This is a genomic window from Methylomonas sp. MS20, from assembly GCF_050275925.1.
GTDB lineage: Bacteria > Pseudomonadota > Gammaproteobacteria > Methylococcales > Methylomonadaceae > Methylomonas > Methylomonas koyamae_A.
In genome coordinates, this window is sequence record NZ_CP189962.1 from 473,132 (window position 1) to 493,212 (window position 20,081).

General features: G+C 55.3%; 17 protein-coding genes. All 17 read left to right on the top strand.

The annotated features are described in order from the left end of the window. Positions 1-334: 334 nt before the first annotated feature. The 17 genes from ACQE3D_RS02040 to ACQE3D_RS02120 all read left to right on the top strand — a co-directional run bounded on the left by ACQE3D_RS02040 (position 335) and on the right by ACQE3D_RS02120 (position 20,000). Positions 335-2,617, top strand: a complete 2,283-nt coding sequence (locus ACQE3D_RS02040) for a CHAT domain-containing protein (RefSeq protein WP_313729239.1) — start codon at positions 335-337, stop codon at positions 2,615-2,617. A gap of 28 nt (positions 2,618-2,645) precedes the next feature. Beyond that, complete coding sequence (tssA, locus tag ACQE3D_RS02045) at positions 2,646-3,683, top strand: type VI secretion system protein TssA (protein ID WP_281022073.1); 1,038 nt, start codon at positions 2,646-2,648, stop codon at positions 3,681-3,683. A gap of 40 nt (positions 3,684-3,723) precedes the next feature. Next, complete coding sequence (gene tssB, locus ACQE3D_RS02050; RefSeq protein ID WP_064030005.1) at positions 3,724-4,239, top strand: type VI secretion system contractile sheath small subunit; 516 nt, start codon at positions 3,724-3,726, stop codon at positions 4,237-4,239. Positions 4,240-4,242: 3 nt separating this feature from the next. Next, the gene (gene tssC, locus ACQE3D_RS02055) at positions 4,243-5,730 is read left to right on the top strand and encodes a type VI secretion system contractile sheath large subunit (protein ID WP_064030003.1); all 1,488 of its coding nucleotides are present in this window, start codon (positions 4,243-4,245) and stop codon (positions 5,728-5,730) included. 163 nt (positions 5,731-5,893) lie between these two features. Beyond that, complete coding sequence (locus ACQE3D_RS02060; protein ID WP_064030001.1) at positions 5,894-6,376, top strand: type VI secretion system tube protein Hcp; 483 nt, start codon at positions 5,894-5,896, stop codon at positions 6,374-6,376. Positions 6,377-6,430: 54 nt separating this feature from the next. Beyond that, the gene (locus tag ACQE3D_RS02065; protein ID WP_313729237.1) at positions 6,431-7,225 is read left to right on the top strand and encodes a type VI secretion system accessory protein TagJ; all 795 of its coding nucleotides are present in this window, start codon (positions 6,431-6,433) and stop codon (positions 7,223-7,225) included. 11 nt (positions 7,226-7,236) lie between these two features. After that, positions 7,237-7,740: a type VI secretion system baseplate subunit TssE gene (gene tssE / locus ACQE3D_RS02070; protein WP_071156198.1), complete on the top strand. Its 504-nt coding sequence runs from the start codon at positions 7,237-7,239 to the stop codon at positions 7,738-7,740. Between the two features lie 3 nt (positions 7,741-7,743). Next, the gene (gene tssF / locus ACQE3D_RS02075; protein WP_281022076.1) at positions 7,744-9,636 is read left to right on the top strand and encodes a type VI secretion system baseplate subunit TssF; all 1,893 of its coding nucleotides are present in this window, start codon (positions 7,744-7,746) and stop codon (positions 9,634-9,636) included. Further along, the gene (tssG, locus tag ACQE3D_RS02080; protein ID WP_064029991.1) at positions 9,618-10,664 is read left to right on the top strand and encodes a type VI secretion system baseplate subunit TssG; all 1,047 of its coding nucleotides are present in this window, start codon (positions 9,618-9,620) and stop codon (positions 10,662-10,664) included. Before tssF ends, tssG begins: the two co-directional genes overlap by 19 nt. A 34-nt stretch (positions 10,665-10,698) precedes the next feature. Continuing rightward, positions 10,699-13,380 carry a type VI secretion system ATPase TssH gene (gene tssH, locus ACQE3D_RS02085; RefSeq protein WP_313729236.1) on the top strand — a complete coding sequence of 894 codons (2,682 nt, stop codon included), beginning with the start codon at positions 10,699-10,701 and terminating at the stop codon, positions 13,378-13,380. A gap of 169 nt (positions 13,381-13,549) precedes the next feature. Then, positions 13,550-14,080, top strand: a complete 531-nt coding sequence (locus tag ACQE3D_RS02090) for a hypothetical protein (protein ID WP_313729235.1) — start codon at positions 13,550-13,552, stop codon at positions 14,078-14,080. A 544-nt stretch (positions 14,081-14,624) separates the two neighbouring features. Beyond that, positions 14,625-15,305 (top strand): hypothetical protein, encoded by a 681-nt coding sequence (locus ACQE3D_RS02095; protein WP_313729234.1) that lies wholly within the window; start codon positions 14,625-14,627, stop codon positions 15,303-15,305. Between the two features lie 206 nt (positions 15,306-15,511). Then, the gene (locus ACQE3D_RS02100) at positions 15,512-15,982 is read left to right on the top strand and encodes a putative adhesin (protein ID WP_281022082.1); all 471 of its coding nucleotides are present in this window, start codon (positions 15,512-15,514) and stop codon (positions 15,980-15,982) included. 175 nt (positions 15,983-16,157) lie between these two features. Continuing rightward, positions 16,158-16,859 (top strand): hypothetical protein, encoded by a 702-nt coding sequence (locus tag ACQE3D_RS02105; RefSeq protein WP_313729233.1) that lies wholly within the window; start codon positions 16,158-16,160, stop codon positions 16,857-16,859. Between the two features lie 130 nt (positions 16,860-16,989). Next, the gene (locus ACQE3D_RS02110; RefSeq protein WP_064029981.1) at positions 16,990-17,583 is read left to right on the top strand and encodes a DUF6931 family protein; all 594 of its coding nucleotides are present in this window, start codon (positions 16,990-16,992) and stop codon (positions 17,581-17,583) included. A gap of 14 nt (positions 17,584-17,597) precedes the next feature. After that, positions 17,598-17,891 carry a PAAR domain-containing protein gene (locus ACQE3D_RS02115; protein WP_064029979.1) on the top strand — a complete coding sequence of 98 codons (294 nt, stop codon included), beginning with the start codon at positions 17,598-17,600 and terminating at the stop codon, positions 17,889-17,891. Positions 17,892-17,936: 45 nt separating this feature from the next. After that, positions 17,937-20,000 (top strand): type VI secretion system Vgr family protein, encoded by a 2,064-nt coding sequence (locus ACQE3D_RS02120; protein WP_313729232.1) that lies wholly within the window; start codon positions 17,937-17,939, stop codon positions 19,998-20,000. Positions 20,001-20,081: the final 81 nt, after the last annotated feature.

The following is a 20,081-nucleotide window of genomic DNA, read 5'->3' on the forward strand; positions in this document are numbered from 1 at the left end:
CGGAATAGACCCTAGCGGAGTGGCGATATATCGCGAGTCTTACGAAATCCCGTGCCGATTTCGGTAGGCGAATGGCGGTTCTGACGTTCGGCGCTCCGCGAGATATTCGTTAAATCCTTTTCAGAACAAGTTGTTATCGGAAACGAGGCGGCTTTGGTCGTGGTTGGCACGCTTGTTGACATATTAAGCTGGTTGGAGACGCCAACCTCGACGCCGGAGCGACGATAGCGAAATCGGTTCTCGGCGGATCGGCAGGGGGATCGGTCGAATAGCCGCGATAGCGATTGCCGAAAATCCGGTCCAGCCATGGCCAATCCAAGACGAGGAAATCGAATTGCCAAATTTAATGCTAGAAGCGCAAATGCGGCTAGACTTGATTGCCATAACTGTTCTGGCGCTGGGAGTGGCGGTCGGAAATGCCGCGTCGGCCGAGATGCCGGTGCCGGTTTCCGCCGCCGAGATTCGATCGGTAGTCTTGCGCGGCGAGCAACTGCGAGACAACGGTGAGTTGCAAGCGGCGCAACAACAGTTCGATGCCGCGCTGCAAGCGGTGGTCGATGTTAAGGGCGATATAGGTTTATTGGCGGCGGTCGAGGCGGCGGCGGGTTACAACCTGTTCTTGTTGAACAGTAAAGAGGCCGCCGAACCCTTGCTCAAAGCCGCTTATCGGAATACCGAGACCGGGCCGGACTATTTACGCGGATTAGTTGGGCTCTATTTGAGCGAACTGGCTCTAGCCGGGGGCGATCGGCAACAGGCCTTGCAATACGCAGATCAGGCTGAAGCGGCATTGCGGAGCCAGGGCGACAGCCCGTTACGAATGAGCGTGGCGTTGAGTCGGACGGCGGCGGGTGAAGATAAAAGCGGTCGAGTTGCCGCATTGCTTGAGCTGGCTGCCAGAAGTGAAGGTTTGCCGAACGATTTTCCGGCGGCCAAGGTACGGCTGAAAACCGCCGAGGCTTTGCTGGCCGAGGCGGCGCCGAGCGATGGCCAGGGCTGGGTTGGCGCGGCGTATGCCGCACTGGACAAGGTGTTGGTGGGCGCTAACCCGCCGCCGCGCATGCGGGTGGAGGCCTTGTTGGGGATGGCTAGATTATATCGCCAGCAAAACCGCGATCGCGAGGCCCTGGCACTGACCGAGCAAGCGTTGGCCTTGGCCGGAGATCGACGCTACCTGGAATTGCTGGCCGAGCTTGAAGCACTGCAAGGCGACTTGTTGCTGCGTTTGGGACAACAGGTACCGGCGCTACGCGCCTACGAGCAGGCGGTGAACGATTTGTTGGCGATTCGGGGCGATTTGCCGATCAATTTACCCGATGGTCGCAGCGCGATCGATACCGTGATCGATCCGTTACACCGTGGCTACGTCGATTTGTTGTTACGGCAAGCCGGCACCGGCGATTCCGAGCAACAGGCGCTGAACAAGGCCATGTCCAGCATGGAAGCGATCAAGGAAGCCGATTTGCAGGACTTTTTTTTGGGGCGGTGTTCGATCTCGGTGCAAACCCGGGACGATTGGCGAGAACTGGCGTTTCCGGAAACCGTCATCGTTTACCCGATTTTGTTGACCGACAGGCTGGAGTTGTTGATGAAGCATGGCCCGCTCGTTGTGCGACGTAGCGTGCCGGTGTCGGCCGAGCGGGTACGCGAACAGGCGCAAATCCTGACGCAGCGCTTGCATGCCGGCAAGGACTACCGGGCTGCGGCCAAACAGCTTTACCAGTGGCTGTTCGAACCGATTGCCAACGATGTCGCGGCGGCCGGCGCGAAATTGCTGCTCTACGTGCCCGACCGCAATTTGCGGGCGGTGCCGTACTCGGTGTTACAGGATGGCGGCCGGTTTTTGGTCGAACAATACGCGATCGTGACATTGCCGGGTTTGACGTTTCAAAATTGGGACAAGCAGGTCGCGAAACGGAAGAACTTGCGGGCCCTGGTCGCCGGTTTGAGCCGGCCGGACGGCGCCGCGATCGACACGCTGCCAGACAACGTCGTCGAACGTTTGATCGGCAATAAACCCGCCGATGTCGCGCAGAAAGCCATGGACCGTTCGCGCTTGGTCGAAGAATTGAGCTTGCCCAATATCGAGCGGGAAATCGATTCGGTCGCGAAACGACAGAACAGCACGATGTTATTGAATAATCAATTCACGGCGTCGGCGTTGAAGAGGGATATAGAAACCGGCGATTACGCGAAGGTGCATATCGCTTCGCACGGGTATTTCGGTAAGAACGCCAAGGAAAGTTTCGTGATGGCTTACGATCAGAATCTGACCTTGCTGGATTTCGAGGGCAGCTTGGGTGGCGATCGGTTGAAGAGCGAACCTATCGATTTATTGACGCTGAGTGCTTGCGAAACGGCCGAAGGCGACGACCGGATGCTATTGGGTTTCAGCGGATTGGCGGTCAAGAGCAACGTTTTAAGCGCGGTCGGCAGCTTGTGGTCGATCAACGATCAGGCCGCCACCGAATTCATGCATTTGTTTTACGACGGATTGGGCAATTCCTTGAACAAGGCGGAAGCGATGCGCCAGGCGCAGATCGCGATGATCAAGTCCAAACGTTTTAAACACCCGTTTTTTTGGTCGCCGTTCATTCTGATCGGCGGGTGGCAATAACCGACCCTAACAGGAGCAGGACTGAACCATGGCCGATTTATCCGGTTTACTGGACGAGATTTCCGCCGACAACCCTTGCGGCGACAATCTGGAATACGACAACGCCAGGGTGGCGTTGGATACCGATATTCTAGGGACGCCGGAGAATCAATTTTCCGGCGAAAAAGCCATGCCGCCCAATTGGCGGCAAGTGCAAAAGGATGCGTTGGCCTTATTGGGGCGGTCTAAGGATCTGCAGGTCGCCCTATATTTAATCCGTTGTCTGATTCCGACCGAAGGCGTGCGCGGTTTTCGAGACGGTTTAAACCTGTTGACCGAGTGGATAGATCGCTACTGGGAGCACCTGCATCCCCAACTCGATCCCGACGATGGCCTCGATCCGACCCTCAGGATCAATATCATCGAAGAACTGAACAATTTCGATTGGGTGCTCAGGCCCTTAAGTCAGACGATGTTGGTTGAGTCAAAATCGGTGGGTCGGTTTTGTTTGCGCGATATGCAATACGCCACCGACAAGCTCGACCTCCCGGCTGGCCAGACCAAGCCGGAAATCAGCGCGATCAACGCGGCTTTTCTGGATGTCGAACTCGAGGAGCTCGCGGCCAATTTTCAAGCCATCAATGACAGCATGGCGCTATTGGACCGCTTGGATGCGGCCGTTGTCGATCGAGTAGGCAATAGCCAGGCGGCCAGTTTGAGCGCGGCCAAGGCCTTGTTTAAAGAGATTCGGCATTTTTTCGAGCAATTTGCCGGTAGCCGCTTGGCTGACCAAGCCGAGCCGGAAAGCGACGTTGCCGAGGAGGATGTGGCGGATGCCGGCGAAACGGTCCGAGTGTCCGCCAAGCCCAAGGCGGGGGTAGGCGAAATAGCGACGCGCCAGGATGTTTTGAAATCGCTGGATTTGATTTGCAAGTATTACGCGGAGAACGAACCCTCCAGTCCGGTACCGATTTTATTGTTGCGGGCAAAACACCTGGTGACCGCCGATTTTCGCGAAATTGTCCTAAATTTGATGCCGGATGCCCTGACGCATATCGATGCGTTGAAAGGCCCCGATCCACACTAACCTTTTTTGTAGTCGTTAAATATCTCAAGCGGAGAATATCATGGCAGAAAGCAGTCAAAAGTTTATTCAAAGGAACCGGGCGCCCCGGGTCCAGATCGAGTACGACGTCGAGTTGTACGGCTCGGAAAAAAAGGTGCAGTTGCCGTTCGTGATGGGCGTCATGTCCGATTTGTCCGGCAAGCCGGCGGAACCGTTGGCGCCGGTGGCGGATCGTAAGTTACTGGAAATCGATGTCGATAATTTCAACGAACGCTTGAAATCGATGAAGCCGCGCGTGGCTTTCCAGGTGGCGAATACTCTGACCGGCGAAGGAAACCTGAATGTCGATATTACCTTCGAAAGCATGGATGACTTTTCGCCGGCCGCCGTCGCCAAACGGGTCGCCGGCCTGGATAAAATCGTCGAAGCCCGCACGCAGTTGTCCAATCTGATCACTTATATGGACGGCAAGACCGGAGCGGAGGAATTGATTGCCAAATTGATCAACGATCCAGCGTTGCTGCAAACCTTGGCCGCCTCGGCCAAACCGGCCGACGCCGAAGGCAGCGAGGGTTAAGTCATGGCGGAATTGGAAAATCAAGCCGCGCAAGGCGCAACCCAAACTCTGGAACTGGACGACTTTTCGGCGCTGTTGGCGAAGGAATTCAAACCGGGCACCGAAGCCGCCAGCCAAGTCAATACCGCGGTCGGCACCTTGGCTCAATACGCGTTACAGGACGTCACCAAGGTCTCCGACGATGCGATCAAGAGTATCCAAGCCATCATTGCCGGCTTGGATCAAAAAATCACCGAGCAGCTTAACCTGGTTCTGCACCACCCGGATTTTCAAAAACTGGAAGGGGCTTGGCGAGGCCTGCACTATTTGGTGAACAACACCGAAACCGACGAGATGTTGAAAATCAAGGTATTGAACATCTCGAAAAACGAATTGGGTAAAACCCTGAAAAAATTCAAGGGAACGGCCTGGGATCAAAGCCCCTTGTTTAAAAAGATGTACGAAGAGGAATACGGCACCTTTGGCGGCGAACCCTTCGGCTGTCTGGTGGGCGACTACCACTTCGACCACAGCCCGCAAGATGTCGAGTTGTTAGGCGAGATGGCGAAAGTCAGCGCCGCCGCGCACGCGCCGTTCATCTCCGGCGTCGCGCCTTCGGTGTTGCAGATGGAAAGTTGGTCGGAGCTCGCCAATCCCCGCGATCTAACCAAGATTTTCCAAACGCCGGAGTATGCGGCCTGGCGCTCGTTGCGGGAGTCCGAGGACTCGCGTTACATCGGTCTGGCGATGCCGCGTTTCCTGAGCCGCTTGCCTTACGGTTCGAAAACCGATCCGGTCGAGGAGTTCGATTTCGAAGAAGATACGTCCGGCGCCGACAGCAGCAAGTACACCTGGGCCAACGCCGCGTACGCAATGGCGGTCAACATCAACCGCTCGTTCAAGCTTTACGGCTGGTGTTCGCAAATTCGCGGCATCGAGTCCGGCGGCGCGGTCGAAGGTTTGCCGGTGCACTCGTTCCCGACCGACGACGGCGGTGTCGATATGAAATGCCCGACCGAAATCGCAATCACCGACCGGCGCGAGGCCGAATTGGCGAAAAGCGGTTTCATGCCGTTGTTGCATAAGAAAAATACCGATTTCGCGGCCTTCATCGGCGCGCAGTCCTTGCAAAAACCGTTCGAATACCAGGACCCCGACGCGACGGCCAACGCCAACTTGGCGGCCCGCTTGCCTTACTTGTTCGCGACCTGTCGCTTCGCGCATTATTTGAAGTGCATCGTCCGCGATAAAGTCGGATCTTTCAAGGAGCGTCAAGACATGCAGGCTTGGCTGAATACTTGGATTAGTCAGTACGTGTTGACCAATCCGGCGGTAGCCACCGAAAAAGACAAGGCGCGCAGGCCGTTGGCGGGCGCGGAGGTGATTGTCGAGGAAGTGGAAGGCAACCCAGGCTACTATCAGTCCAAGTTCTTTCTGCGGCCGCATTATCAATTGGAAGGGTTGACGGTGTCCTTGCGCTTGACCTCTAAATTACCGTCACAAAAAGGTTAGACCGGTTCGGCGAACCGAGTTTGGTATGCGTTGGCGGCGGCCGCCTATTTGGTCGCCGCCAGCGGCAGATGTTTTATACATCCCGGCGCGCCGGGGCTATAAATCTCAGGGTAAAGATACCCGTTAAATTTTTTCTTAAAACTTGATCGGAAAGGAGAGCACCATGATTTTATTAAAATTCGCAACCGAAATTAAAGGCGACAGCACCGTAGCCAGCCACAAGGACTGGATTACGCTGGACAGCCTGCAAATGGGCGTGGGCCGGGCGATTTCGCAAAGTGGCGGCGGTAAGGACCGCGATACCAGTAATCCATCGTTTTCGGAAGTAACTTTTACCAAAAATATGGACGTGGCGTCGGTGGATTTGTGGATGCAAGCCATTTGCGGCAAAAGTTTGGGAACCGCAACCATTCACTTCATCCAAACCGGCGGCAGCGATGCCAAGGGCCAGGTTTATTTGGAAATCGAACTCGCGGATGCGATTATCAGCAGCTACAGTCAAGGTAGCGGCGGCGATCGTCCGACCGAGAGTATCTCGATCAATTTCAACGAAATTAAAATGAAATACAACTCGTTCGGCGAAGGCGAGGCACCGATTACCGGTGCGTTCAAAGGTTGGAGCGTCAAAGCCAACGAAACCGTTTAAGGGCCTATCCCCGGCGGTTTTCCGCCGGGGTTTTTCCATCTTTTGGAGTCATCCATGCAGGACGTTTCACGCTTGATTGCCGACGGCGACTTGGACGAGGCGTTGCGGAACACGCAACAACTCATCCGGCAAAACCCAGCGGAGCCTAAATCCCGCATCTTGCTGTTCCAGCTTTATTGCCTGATTGGTCAATGGGACAAAGCCCTGACCCAATTGAACGTGTTAAGGGACCTGGACAAGTCCACCCTGCTGATGGTCGGCACTTACGAACAAGTATTGCAATGCGAGGCATTGCGCAAGGATGTTTTCGCCGGACTGAAAACACCACTGATTTTCGGCGAGCCGCGGGAATGGCTGGCTTTGTTGCTGGAAGCGCTAAAGCTGGAAAATAACGGCAACTATCAACAGGCCGCCCAGATGCGCGGACAGGCCCTGGAGCAGGCGCCAGCCACCTCGGGGAGTGTCGACGGTACGCCGTTTGCGTGGATCGCCGATGCCGATAGCCGGCTTGGGCCGTGTTTGGAAGCGATCATGAATGGTCGCTATTACTGGATTCCTTTTTTGCAAATCGGCAAGATTCAGTTGGAGCCGCCCACGGATTTACGCGATTTGGTTTGGGTCCCTGCCCACTTTACCTGGGTCAACGGCGGCGAAGCGGACGGTTTGATTCCGACCCGTTATTCCGGTTCGGACGCATCCGACGACCCGCGGATACGCCTGTCGCGGCTGACCGACTGGCAAGCGGTCGCCGACGGAATCGTTCACGGACTTGGGCAACGTTTGTTGGCCACCGATGTCGACGATTACGCATTGCTGGATTTGCGCCTGATCGAATTGGCTAGCGAGTAGGGGCACGCGAAATGGCTGAATTGTTGCATTCCGAGCGCCTGCAACCCTCGTTACTGGATCGTCTGACCGACGATGCGCCGGAGAATCGGACCGAGGCGCGCGAGCAGCGGGTGATGTCGTTGCGTCAGTTGCGGCAAAGCGTGCTGCGCGATTTGAGTTGGTTGCTCAACACGGCGGCACTGGAGAGCATGGTGGATTTGTCCGAAGTGCCGCATGCCGCGCGTTCGGTGATCAATTTCGGTTCGCCGGTGTTTTCCGGCGTGGCGGTGACCGGCATCGACGTGCGTAAGGTCGAAACCAAGGTTCGGCAAGCCATCGCTCAGTTCGAACCGCGCATTTTGGCCGACAGCCTCAGCGTCGAATTGATCAAGGACAGCGAACAAATGAGCAATAAAGCGCTGTCGTTTCGAATAGAAGGCGATTTGTGGGCGCAACCGCTACCCGTGCATTTGTATATCCGTAGCGATCTGGATTTGGAAACCGGGGAAATCACCGTGAAGGATTGGGACGGTTAGGCGATGGACCCCAAGTTGCTGAAATATTACAACCGCGAGCTGCAATACGTGCGCGAGGTCGGTGCGGAATTCGCGGCCGAATATCCCAAGATTGCCAGCCGTCTCGGTCTAGACACTTTCGAATGCTCCGATCCCTATGTCGAACGCTTGTTCGAAGGCTTCGCCTTTATGGCGGCGCGGGTGCAGCTTAAGGTCGATGCCGAGTTTCCCAATTTTACTCAGCAATTGCTGCAAATCGTTTACCCGCATTATTTGTCGGCAACGCCGTCGATGGCGGTCGTCGAGTTCAAACCGGATTTTGCCGAAGCGGCCTTGGCCGACGGTGCGACGATTCCCAAGGGGACGGTGCTGCGTTCGCAAATTGCCAAGGGCGAACAGACGGCTTGCGAATATCGCACCTCGCAAGCGGTGGAATTGTTGCCGCTACAGATTGGCCAACTCGAATACCTGCCGACCCTGGCGGCGGTTTCGAGTCATGGCGTGTCGGCCGGCAAATATGCCGTGCCGGTCAAGGCGGCCTTTCGCATCGTGCTACGCAGCTTGGGCGGCGCCAAATTCAATAAAATCGCGCTCGACCGCTTGCCGCTGTTTCTGCGCGGGGCCGGCAATATTCCCTATCGGCTCTACGAACAATTGTTGGCCAATGTCGTCGGCATTGCCGGAAAACACACCCGAGCCAATGCTTCCACGGTGCGTTATTTGGACGGCGGTCGTCATTGGGTGCGAGGAATGGGCTTCGAGCCGGAAGAGGCCTTACTGCAACAAACGCCGAGGTCGTTCGACGGCTACCGGATTTTGCAGGAATATTTCGCGTTTCCGGAGCGGTATCTGTTTATCGAATTGGATGGCTTGACCGAACTGGCGGCGGCTTGCGACGGCGAGGAACTCGAATTGTTCGTGTTGCTGGACCGTAGCGACGCTCAATTGATTAACGTGCTGGATCAAAACAATCTAGCCTTATTTTGCGCGCCGGCCATCAATCTGTTCCCGAAGCGGACCGATCGGTTGCAGATCGATCAGCGCCAATCCGAATATCACATTGTCGTCGACCGCAGTCGCCCGATGGATTACGAAGTCTACAGCGTCGCCGAAGTGACCGGTTATAGCAAGGATCAGGGCAGCGAACGCGCGTTCCTGCCGTTCTACGGCTCGAAAACCGCTTACCAGGGCCACGGCGAGACCGCCTTCTACTCGCTCAGGCGCGTGAAACGGGTGCTGTCATCGAGACAGCGGCGTAAGGGCGTGCGCTCCAGCTATATCGGCAGCGAGGTGTTCGTCGCGTTGGTGGACGCCGCCGAAGCGCCGTATGCCGGCAATTTGGCGCAATTGGGGCTGGAGACGCTATGCACCAATCGCGACTTGCCGTTGGTGATGCCGGTCGGTCTCGGCGATACCGATTTTACGTTGCAGATTAGCGCCCCAGTCAAGGCGATACGTTGCATCGTCGGGCCTACCCGGCCGTTGCCGGCGGCCTACGAAGCGGACTCGGTCTGGCGTTTGGTAAACCATTTATCGCTGAATTATCTGTCGCTGATCGATACCGATCCGAAAGTCGGCGCCGGCGCGTTACGCGAACTATTAAGTCTGTACGCCGACCAGCGCGAGCCGGCCGTCAAAAAGCAGATCGAGGGCGTGATATCGGTCAACGCTAAAAACGTGGTCAGGCGTATCGACGCCAACGGCCCCATGGTCTTCGGCCGCGGGCTGGAAATTACCGTGGTGCTGGACGAGTCCGCCTTCGAGGGTGGCGGTTATTTTCTACTGGGTACGGTACTGGAACGCTTCTTCAGCCGTTATGTGTCGATCAATTCGTTCGTCGAAACCGTGATTCGCAGCACCGATAGAGGCGAGGTGGCGCGTTGGCCTGCGAGGATGGGATGTCGTCACACGATTTGATGGCCGAATTGATCAAGGACGCGTCGCGATTCGATTTTTTCGAGGCGATGCGCTTGATCGAGTGCGCCAATCCCGACAAGCCTCGGCTGGGAACCAGCGTTAAAGCCGTGGACGATCCGGTGCATTTATCGCAAGAGCCGGAGTTGGAATTCCCGGCTTCGACGGTGGCTCGCTACCACGCCGACGGCGCCAAGCCACGCTTGGCCGTGAATTTCATGGGTTTGTTCGGTCCCAACGGACCGTTACCCTTGCATTTGACCGAGTACGCCCGCGAACGTCTCCGACATCATCACGACCCGACCTTCGCGCGCTTTGTCGACGTGTTTCACCACCGGATGATAGGCCTGTTCTACCGGGCCTGGGCCAATGCTCGGCCGGAGGTGAGCTACGACAGGCCCGAGACCGACCGCTTCGGTTTCTACGTGGCGGCCCTGCAAGGCACGGCCGGCAACGCTTTTCAGGATCGCGACGCGCTGCCGGATCGGGCTCGGCTATTTTATGCCGGCCATTTTTCGGGACAGGCCAAGCACCCGGATGGGTTGCGGTCTATTCTTTCCGATATTTTGCGGGTTCCGGTGCGGATCGCCGAATTCGTCGGCGAATGGATGGATATACAGCCGCGCGAACAGACTCGTCTGGGCTTGAGCATGGTCACCGCCGCGCTGGGACAGTCCGCCGTGATCGGTGCCAGCGTGTTCGGTTGTCAGCACAAGTTCAGAGTCGTGCTGGGGCCGTTGCCGTTGGTTTTGTATTTGGCGCTGCTGCCGGGCGGGATCTTGCTGCCGCAACTGGTGGCCATCGTCCGGCAATACGCCGGCGACGAGTGGGTGTGGGATGCTCAACTGAGTTTGCAGGCCGATCAAGTGCCGGCCGAGCTCTGCTTGGGGCAACCGGCCCAGCCGGCCGTTCTGGCCGAGCGCGGTGGCGGGCAGCTGGGCTGGAGTCTGTGGTTGGGGCCACGCTCGACCTGCGCCGATGCCGACGATTTAACGCTTAACCCGTTCATCGCCGCTGTCGGCGCCCGATGAGCGATATCTAAAACGATAACGATGGGAACCAACGATGGCGGAAATTAGCCGAGTCAAGCTGTTCGGGAAGTTAAATAAGGTTTGCTACAAAGCCGTGGAAAGCGCGACGGTGTTTTGCAAATTACGCGGTAACCCTTATGTCGAACTGGTGCATTGGTTGAGCCAGTTGCTGCAATTGCCGGACTCCGATATTCACCGTCTGCTCAAGCATTACGGCTTGGACGGTTCGGTGATCGCCAAGGAAGTGACAGCGGCGTTGGACAAATTGCCGCGCGGTTCCACCGCCATTTCCGACTTCTCGCCGCACATTGAGGACAGTGTCGAGCGCGGCTGGGTTTACGGCACCTTGCTGTATGGCGAAAATCAAGTGCGTAGCGGGCATCTGTTGATCGGCATGTTGAAAACCAAGGCGCTACGCAACGAATTAATCGGCATTTCCCGCGAGTTCGACAAACTGAAACCGGACACCGTTACCGACGAATTTCCGAAAATCACCGCCGGTTCCCCGGAAGAAGGTTTGGCGGCCAGCGACGGCTCGCATATCGCCGCGACGCCCGGCGAGGCCAGCGGCGCGATCGCGCCGGCGGCGATGGGCAAGCAAGAAGCATTGAAGCAGTTTACCGTCGATCTGACCGAACAGGCCCGTAACGGCAAGATCGATCCGATTGTCGGTCGCGACGAGGAAATCCGCCAGGTTATCGACATCCTGATGCGCCGCCGCCAGAACAACCCGATCCTGACCGGCGAGGCGGGCGTCGGCAAGACCGCCGTCGTCGAAGGCTTCGCGCTGAAAATCGTTGCCGGCGACGTGCCGCCGTCGTTGCGGGACGTCAGTTTGCGCACCTTGGATGTCGGCTTGCTGCAAGCCGGCGCCAGCATGAAGGGCGAATTCGAAAACCGTTTGCGTCAAGTGATCGAAGAAGTTCAGGCTTCGCCGAAACCGATCATTTTGTTCATCGACGAAGCCCATACCCTGGTCGGCGCCGGCGGCGCGGCGGGTACCGGCGACGCGGCCAACCTGCTGAAACCGGCATTGGCGCGCGGCGCATTGCGTACCGTCGCGGCCACGACCTGGGCCGAATACAAAAAACATATCGAAAAAGATCCGGCCTTGACCCGCCGCTTTCAAGTCGTGCAAGTTCACGAACCCGACGAAGCCAAAGCCATCGGCATGATGCGCGGTGTCGTATCGGTGCAGGAGAAGCACCATCAAGTCTTGATTCTGGACGAGGCGCTGGAAGCCGCCGTCAAACTGTCGCATCGCTACATTCCGGCTCGGCAATTGCCGGATAAAGCGGTCAGCTTGCTGGATACCGCCTGCGCCCGTGTCGGCGTCAGTCAACACGCGGTGCCTGCGGAAGTCGACGATTGCCGCAAGCGCATCGACGCGCTGGAAACCGAACTGGCGATCATCGGCCGCGAGAAAGCCGTCGGCGTCGAAGTGGCGGGGCGCGAGGAACTGGCCAACGAAAAACTGGCCGCCGAACGCGAGCGCCTAGTCGGTTTGGAAGAGCGCTGGAATGCGGAGAAAGCATTGGTCGAACAGATTCTGGCGCTGCGCGGCAAGCTACGCGCAGCCGGGCACGCGGTGGACGGGGCCAGTGACGCCGAGGCCGGCGGCGAGGATCGCGACGCGTTGCTCGCCGAATTGAAAGCCCTGCAAACCCAGTTGCACGAACAACAAGGCGAATCGCCGTTGATTTTGCCGACCGTCGATCACCAGGCCGTGGCTTCGGTGGTGCAGGATTGGACCGGCATTCCGGTCGGCCGGATGGTCAAAAACGAAATCGAGACCGTGCTGAAATTGGCGGACAATCTGGAGCAACGCATCATCGGCCAACGCCACGCGTTGGAGATGATCGCCAAGCGCATCCAGACCTCGCGCGCCGGTCTCGACAACCCCAACAAACCGATCGGCGTGTTCATGCTGGCGGGTACCTCCGGCGTCGGCAAGACCGAAACCGCGCTGGCGCTGGCCGAAGCGCTCTACGGCGGCGAGCAAAACGTCATCACCATCAACATGAGCGAATACCAGGAAGCGCACACTGTCTCCACGCTGAAAGGCGCGCCTCCCGGCTACGTCGGTTACGGCGAGGGCGGCGTATTGACCGAAGCGGTCCGGCGGCGGCCCTACAGCGTCGTGTTGCTGGACGAAGTCGAAAAAGCTCATCCGGACGTGCACGAAATCTTCTTTCAAGTGTTCGACAAGGGCTGGATGGAAGACGGCGAGGGCCGGGTCATCGACTTCAAAAACACGCTGATCCTGCTGACCACCAACGCCGGTACCGATTTGATCGCGAACCTGTGCAAGGACCCGGACCTAATGCCGGAACCGGAAGGCATCGCCAAAGCCTTGCGCGAGCCCTTGTTGAAAGTGTTCCCGCCGGCGTTGTTGGGCCGTCTGGTTGTGATTCCGTACTACCCGCTCAGCGACGAAATGATAGGCGCGATCGCCCGCTTGCAGTTAAACCGGATCAAAAAGCGGGTGGAAGAATCCCACAAAGTGCCGTTCAGCTACGACGACGAGGTGATCAAACTCATCGCCAGCCGCTGCACAGAACTGGAAAGCGGCGGTCGAATGATAGACGCGATCCTGACCAATACCGTGTTGCCGAAAATCAGCGAGGAATTTTTGATCCGGATGATGGAAGGCACGCCGATCGAGCGAGTGCATGTCAAGGTCGAGGACGGGGAGTTTGGGTATGGGTTCCAGTGAATGGCCAAATCGGGTAGATATTATTTATTAACAAGTACTATTTGAAAATTGTGGCTAATTGAATATGTAGTGGAAATATCCATTCTTGAATATTGTTTTATTCAGGAGTGTTTCGCCTCGGGCTAGCAAGAGGTTTCAATTTCTGGGCTGAAGATTATTAGGGGGGATGATGTGTGACTTTGTCGATTTTAGTTGGGGGCGGTTGCCCAAATACTATTTGAATGCGCAGGTTGATAAACCGGATGCGAATATGTATTTCTATGAGTTGGAAACGCCTATTAAGGGCGGGAAGGGGTTTTTGGTCGATGATGAGAAAGTATCGGCGTTTGGGCGAACCGGCCAAAATAAGATCCAAAAGCCGCTTCATATTAACGTGACAAGGCAAAAGCATAGCTTTCAGGCTGGTTTTCATTTGACGTGGAAGATTAGAGGTGTTGGTGGTTTTCCTGGTATGCAAAAAGCATATTTTTTCTGGGATCTCGTGCCTGCTAGAAATGGGAATAGATCATTTGAGTACCGAAGTGGGAATTCCGGGAAGGTTTGTGTATCGGCAAATGGGTTCTACGAAGGAACTGATTCTCCGTTCGACGAGGCTTCGGACGCAAAAGTGTTAGAAGAACACTCCTTTAGAATAGCGTATGGATTCATTGAAAAAATTTGTAAATTAAATGGAGATATAATACATCCTGATTTGGCCTAATGAGCAATCTGGATGAAGCCTAATGATAGTCTGAGTAAGGGCTCTTCAAAATTGGCGGGGCTGATTAATAGATTATTCGATCGAGGCCTTTTTCTGAAATCGCACTAAATAAAAAGAAATATATTCAGCTAGTGGTCGGTATAGAGTATGGTTGCGAATTTTTTGGTGCTAATAAACCAGAGGGGGCTGCTGTTCGGATGCATTTAAGCGAATAAGCTAATAGAGAAGTTTAAAAGCCTAGTGCTTTGGAGTGTCTACGGGCGCTGTTTCTTTAGATATTTTCAATAAATCGAGTTTTAGGTAGTCTCTGATTTATTCGCAATATTAAATTTCAATAACAATTAAATCAATGGCTTAAGCATCAGTTTGTCTTGAAAAACTGAATTAATCAGAAGTTCCTTAGGCGCTTGGTTTTAAAGGTGTAGTGCTTTTGTTAAATGATTTCGGCGCCTACGCAGTAGGATACTGAGGGACATGTCACTGTGCTAAGTCTTTTTAAAATTATCCTCTTTCTTGGTCGAAAGATATATATGGGAGTCTGTTCATGCAAATGAGCAAAACGTTGGTACTTAACACGCTTTCCGGTTTAGGGGCTACCAATAATAATTGGGGTATTTGTGGAATCAATGCTTGCATGATGTTGCTGTTTGATTTTAGAGCCGGCCCGAGGAGACGTGAACTAATCAATCATACGCAATTTCATACGGTATTGATTGCCATCAGCAAATGGTTGGAAAAAATCGAGCAAACGGGTGACCCAATTAAGCAGAGTATCATCGCGTTTGCCGGCGATTTCGGTATGCCGAATGGGACTAAGTTGGTGTGGGACTATCAAAAAACCAGGGGAGAAATCCTGAAGGTTTTGTCTGGTGACAAATCTCAAGTCACCGAAGAGAATTTAGCGAAATTGGAAATTAATCTTCCGCTGCCGCCGGAAGCCGTGACGCACTTTTTAAATAGCATGTATGGCGTGGACGCCGCTTGGGAATCAACGAGTAGTCAGACGGCAACCGGTATTATCGGTGTCAAGAGTCCTTTAGCAAAAGGCAATACCAGTTATGGCGGATTGGGGCATTGGATTTATGGCGGAAGAGGTAAGTATTATACTTGGGGCTCGGGATACGACTCTATTAAAGAAATAAAGCCTTGGGATTTTGAAGCCGTGTATAGGGTTTATTTGAAGAGTAATTTGAACGTTAGGACGACAACCCAATCTCTGGGCTAGATTTGTCGATGTTTTGGGTTTGTCCTTGCGGAGTTAGACAAATGGTTCCACGACTCGGGTGTTTTCGGTGGGGGCGTAAATTACGATTGTTGTGTTATTTCTGGGTTCAGACTGAGTGACTCAATTGAGGTGGGGTAGCGTTAAATGGATTTCTTGTTTCTTTAATATGGTGCGTGTTTTAAAAATTATATATTCGGAGCAGTTAGATGGCTAATTGGATTATTTCTTGTCACGGTTACAGCGACGTTAAGTCAGGGAACAAATTAGCGCTTACCACGAGACAATCTTACGAGAATTGCGCTATACCCATGGGTGTCGAGTTGGTGACTTATACCGAGCAAGACCAGAATCTTTCGATGGCCGATGGTTGGGATCTTTGGACTAAACTGACCGGCAATCAGGAAGCGGCCGCTTATGCTCTTAGGCATAAAGGTAAAAAATGGCCGACGTCGATCATCAATTACGGTCTTAGTGGTCCCCACGACGCTTCGGATTACCAAGGGTGGCTTGATGCAAACGGCGACTACGCGTGCGGATTGTTTGAAGTTGGTAACCGGCAGCCGTTTTGGGCATTTCAAATTGGCGTGCAGGTTACCACGCTAAAGGATGTATTAAATCAAGCTAAGACGGCGAAGGTTGCCCGCGTTTATTATCTGGCCTGCCAGGAGTTGGGGTAGGCTTTTCGAACGTAGTGAGAATTGGCTGAATCGACTACGGAAAATGTAGTTCGTTGCTGGGCAAATTGAATTTTGAACGGATGGAAAGGCGACGAAACACCGTTGTTTGCTTGTTCGATGATTGGAAGGTTACGTTTCCATTTTTCCCACATATACAATCGACTGAAGAAAATATATGGCCACCTGTCTAGACTACGCAAAAATCGCCATCGCCGCTTATTACAAAAGCGCCAACCAATATTACGCCGAACCTCCCGGTCATATGGTGGACGATTGGCAGGTGCAGAAATGGGAATCGGGGACTTGGTACGGCGATGGTTTTCAAGGCGGCATATGGTGCAATAGCACCGACGTCGTGGTTGGTTGCTGCGGCACGAATCCGGGGCAAAAAGGAAAACTATTCTCCGATATTGGGGCGGATCTGAGAATCGGTTTGCGCATCCTGCCCAACCAATGTTCGTCGGCGCGGCAGATGCTGAAGGCCGCCAAGCAAATCGCCAACGGCCGGCGGTTGTCGTTAACCGGCCATTCGTTGGGCGGCGGTTTGGCGCAAGTGGTTGGCGTTTGGGAAGGCGTGCCGTTCGTGACGTTCAATGCGCCGGCGATGGCGCAAGTGATTAAGGCCGCGCACGTGAATATTCTAAAACCGCAAATGATGATTCGGACTTGGCAATCGAAAAGTGCGTCCGATTGCCCCGGCGTCAATTTTCGGATCGCCGGCGATCTAGTCAGCATCGAAGGTCTGGCCGGCGATCATGTCGGCATGGTGGTCGATTTGCCCAATGCCACCGGCGGCGGCGCTCACGGCAAAACCAATTGCTGGCAGGCGGTTTTGCAGACCGATTGGGCGAATATCGATCCTTTCGAAGCGCTGTAATGTTCGGCGCCCGCCAAGCGTATCCGGAGTGGCTCGAGAAATGCCAAGCACGTTTTGATTTCACTTGCTGGGATGACTTTTTGCAATCATTCGCCATCGGATTAGATCGACGTCGGCGACAGGAGACAACATGACAGGTGCGGTTACTTTACAAAAAGTGACGATACCCAAGGCGGTGCAAATCTGCCAGGATATTCAGCTCGACCCGGCGGCGATGCAATGCCTGGCGGCCGACACGACGCCGGTGGCGTTTTTGTTGGCTTTGATCGAACTGAAATTATTTCCGGACGCCGTACGTTTTCTGGCCCGGGCCTTACCCAAGCGCGAGGCGGCCTGGTGGGCCTGTGTCTGCGCGCGTAGCTCGATTGACGACAAAACGCCGCCTGAAGTCGTAAAGGCTCTGGAGGCCGCCGAGCTTTGGGTTTACAAACCGACCGAGCCCAACCGGCGCAACGCGAACGCGGCCGCTCACAGCGCGTCGTTCGAGAATCCGGCGGCTTGGGCGGCGATGGCCGCGTTCTGGAGCGACGGCAGCATGGCGCCGGAAGACGCGCCGTCGGTTCCGCCCGCCGACAACTTGACCGCCAAGGCCGTCGCCGGAGCGGTGATGCTGGCGGCGGTGCTCACTTATCCGGAGAAGGCCCAGGAGAAATACCGGTTTTTCCTGGAACAAGGCATCGACATCGCCAACGGCGGCAACGGCCGCATTTGGCAACCGACTTAATCAGGAGTAAAACCATGGGTCAGCCCGCCGCGCGCATCACCGATATGCATGTTTGCCCGATGTTTACCGGTCCGGTGCCGCACGTCGGCGGTCCGATATTGCCGCCGGGCGCGCCTACCGTGTTGATCGGCAAGATGCCGGCGGCGCGCGCGACCGACATGGCCGTCTGCGTCGGTCCGCCCGATACCATCGTCAAGGGCTCGGCGACAGTGATGATTGCCAACATGCCGGCCGCCCGGATGGGCGATAGTTGCGCTCACGGCGGAACGATCATCCTGGGCTGCCCAACGGTATTGATTGGCGGTTGATTCGCGCTCCAACCATTAAAACAGCGTTAGTTTTAGGATTTCAACATGGCTCTCATACAATCTCAACGTGCCGCAAAGGTGACTACCGCGCTCGGCGAAGGAGCCTTCGTGCTTTACCGGATGACCGGCACCGAACCGGTCAGCCGGTTGTTCGAATACGAGCTGGAATTACTGAGCGAAAGCGAAACTCTGGATTCTCAGGCCTTACTCGGTACCGGAGTGACGGTCGAACTGGCGCTGGAAGACAATGCCAGCCGGATCTTCAACGGTATCGTTACCCGGGTAAATCAGTTCGGCATGATAGGCGATTTGTATTACTACCGAGCCACCGTGCATCCCAAGCTATGGTTGCTGACGCGGGCCGCCAATTGTCGGGTGTTATCGCCGGCCATCGACGCCGATAGCGGTGCCAGCGAAGCCGCGCCGACCACGGTGCCGGAGATTGTCAAGAAAGTCTTGGCCCAGCACCAAGTCACCGATGTAATCCTGGATTTGCAGGAGACCTATCAGCCGCGCGAATTTTGCGTGCAATATCGGGAGACCGATTTCAATTTCATCAGCCGACTTCTGGAAGAAGAGGGTATCTATTACTACCACCGGCATAGCGTCGCCGGCCATACCCTGGTGTTATGCGACAACATGCTCGCCCACTTGCCCAGGCCGGTTAGCGCGACCGTCAAATACTACCCGCTGGCGAATCAAGGGGGGCGCGACGAGGAACACATGTTCGAATGGAGCATTAGCCGGCAAATCCAAACCGGCAAGTACTCGTTGAACGACTACAACTTCGAGACCCCCTCCGCCGATTTAAAAAACTCGACCACCATCGCGGGGACGCATGCCGGCGCGGACAAGGAGGTTTACGATTACCCTGGCGAATTTGCCGTGGGATCGGCCGGCGAGCGCTATTCCAAATTGCGGATGGAAGAAGTCCGCGCCGAACATGAACAAATCGTCGCTAGGGGTAATGTGCGAAATTTGGCGACCGGCTTGACCTTTACCTTGTCGCAATTCCCGCGCGACGATCAAAACCGCGAATATCTGGTTTTGGCCACGCAATTTCAGATTCAGAACAACGATTTCGGCGCGGGCGGCGGTGGCGATCCCGAAGAGTTTCAATGCACGTACACCTTGATCCCGACCAGCTACGTGTACCGTCCGCCCAGGATGACCAGAGTCCCCGTGGTACAGGGCGTGCAGACCGCCGTGGTGGTCGGCGCGGACGGAGACGAAATCCTGACCGACTCGTATGGTCGGGTCAAAATCCAGTTTTATTGGGATAGATTGGGTGTCAGGAACGAAAACAGCTCTTGCTGGGTTAGGGTCGCGCAAATCTGGGCCGGTAAGAACTGGGGTGGAATATTCATTCCGCGGGTTGGTCAGGAAGTGATCGTCGATTTTCTGGAAGGCAATCCGGACGCGCCGATCATTACCGGCCGGGTGTATAACAACGAAAATATGCCGCCCTACGCTCTGGATGCCAACAAGACGCAGAGCGGCATCAAAACGCGCAGCACGCCGGGAGGCTCCGACCAAAACTTTAACGAAATCCGCTTCGAGGACAAGAAAGACGAAGAAGAACTTTACGTCCACGCCGAGAAGAATTGTACCCGCATCGTCGAGAACAACGATGTCCAAAAAATCGGCTTCGAAAAGACAGACGCCGGCGACCAGACGATAGACATCTACAATCACCGCACCGTCACGCTGGATCAAGGCAACGATACGCTGACGATCAAAACCGGCAACCGCGTGGTCGAGGTCAAGCAAGGTAACGATAATTTGACCATCAGCACCGGCAATCGAACCGTCAAGCTCGATCAAGGTAACGATGATCTGACGATTAGTTCGGGAAACCGGACCGTATCGCTGGGCACGGGCAATCTGACGGTGAAATTGGATGGCGGTAGTATTTCGAACGAAGCCGCGCAAGGCATCGAACTCGTGGTCGGCTCTAACAGCGTCAAAATCGATCAGAGCGGCGTGACGATCAAGGGTGTGATGGTTAAGATTGAAGCCGATGCGCAGGCCGAACTGAAAAGCCCGATGACGACGGTCAGTGGCGACGGCATGATGACGGTCAAGGGCGGTATGGTGATGATCAACTGAGGCGGTCGCCGGCAACCTTGTTCGGTTCCGTTCGGAAATGGTTGCGCCAATTCATACTCACGATCATGAAAATACGGCATC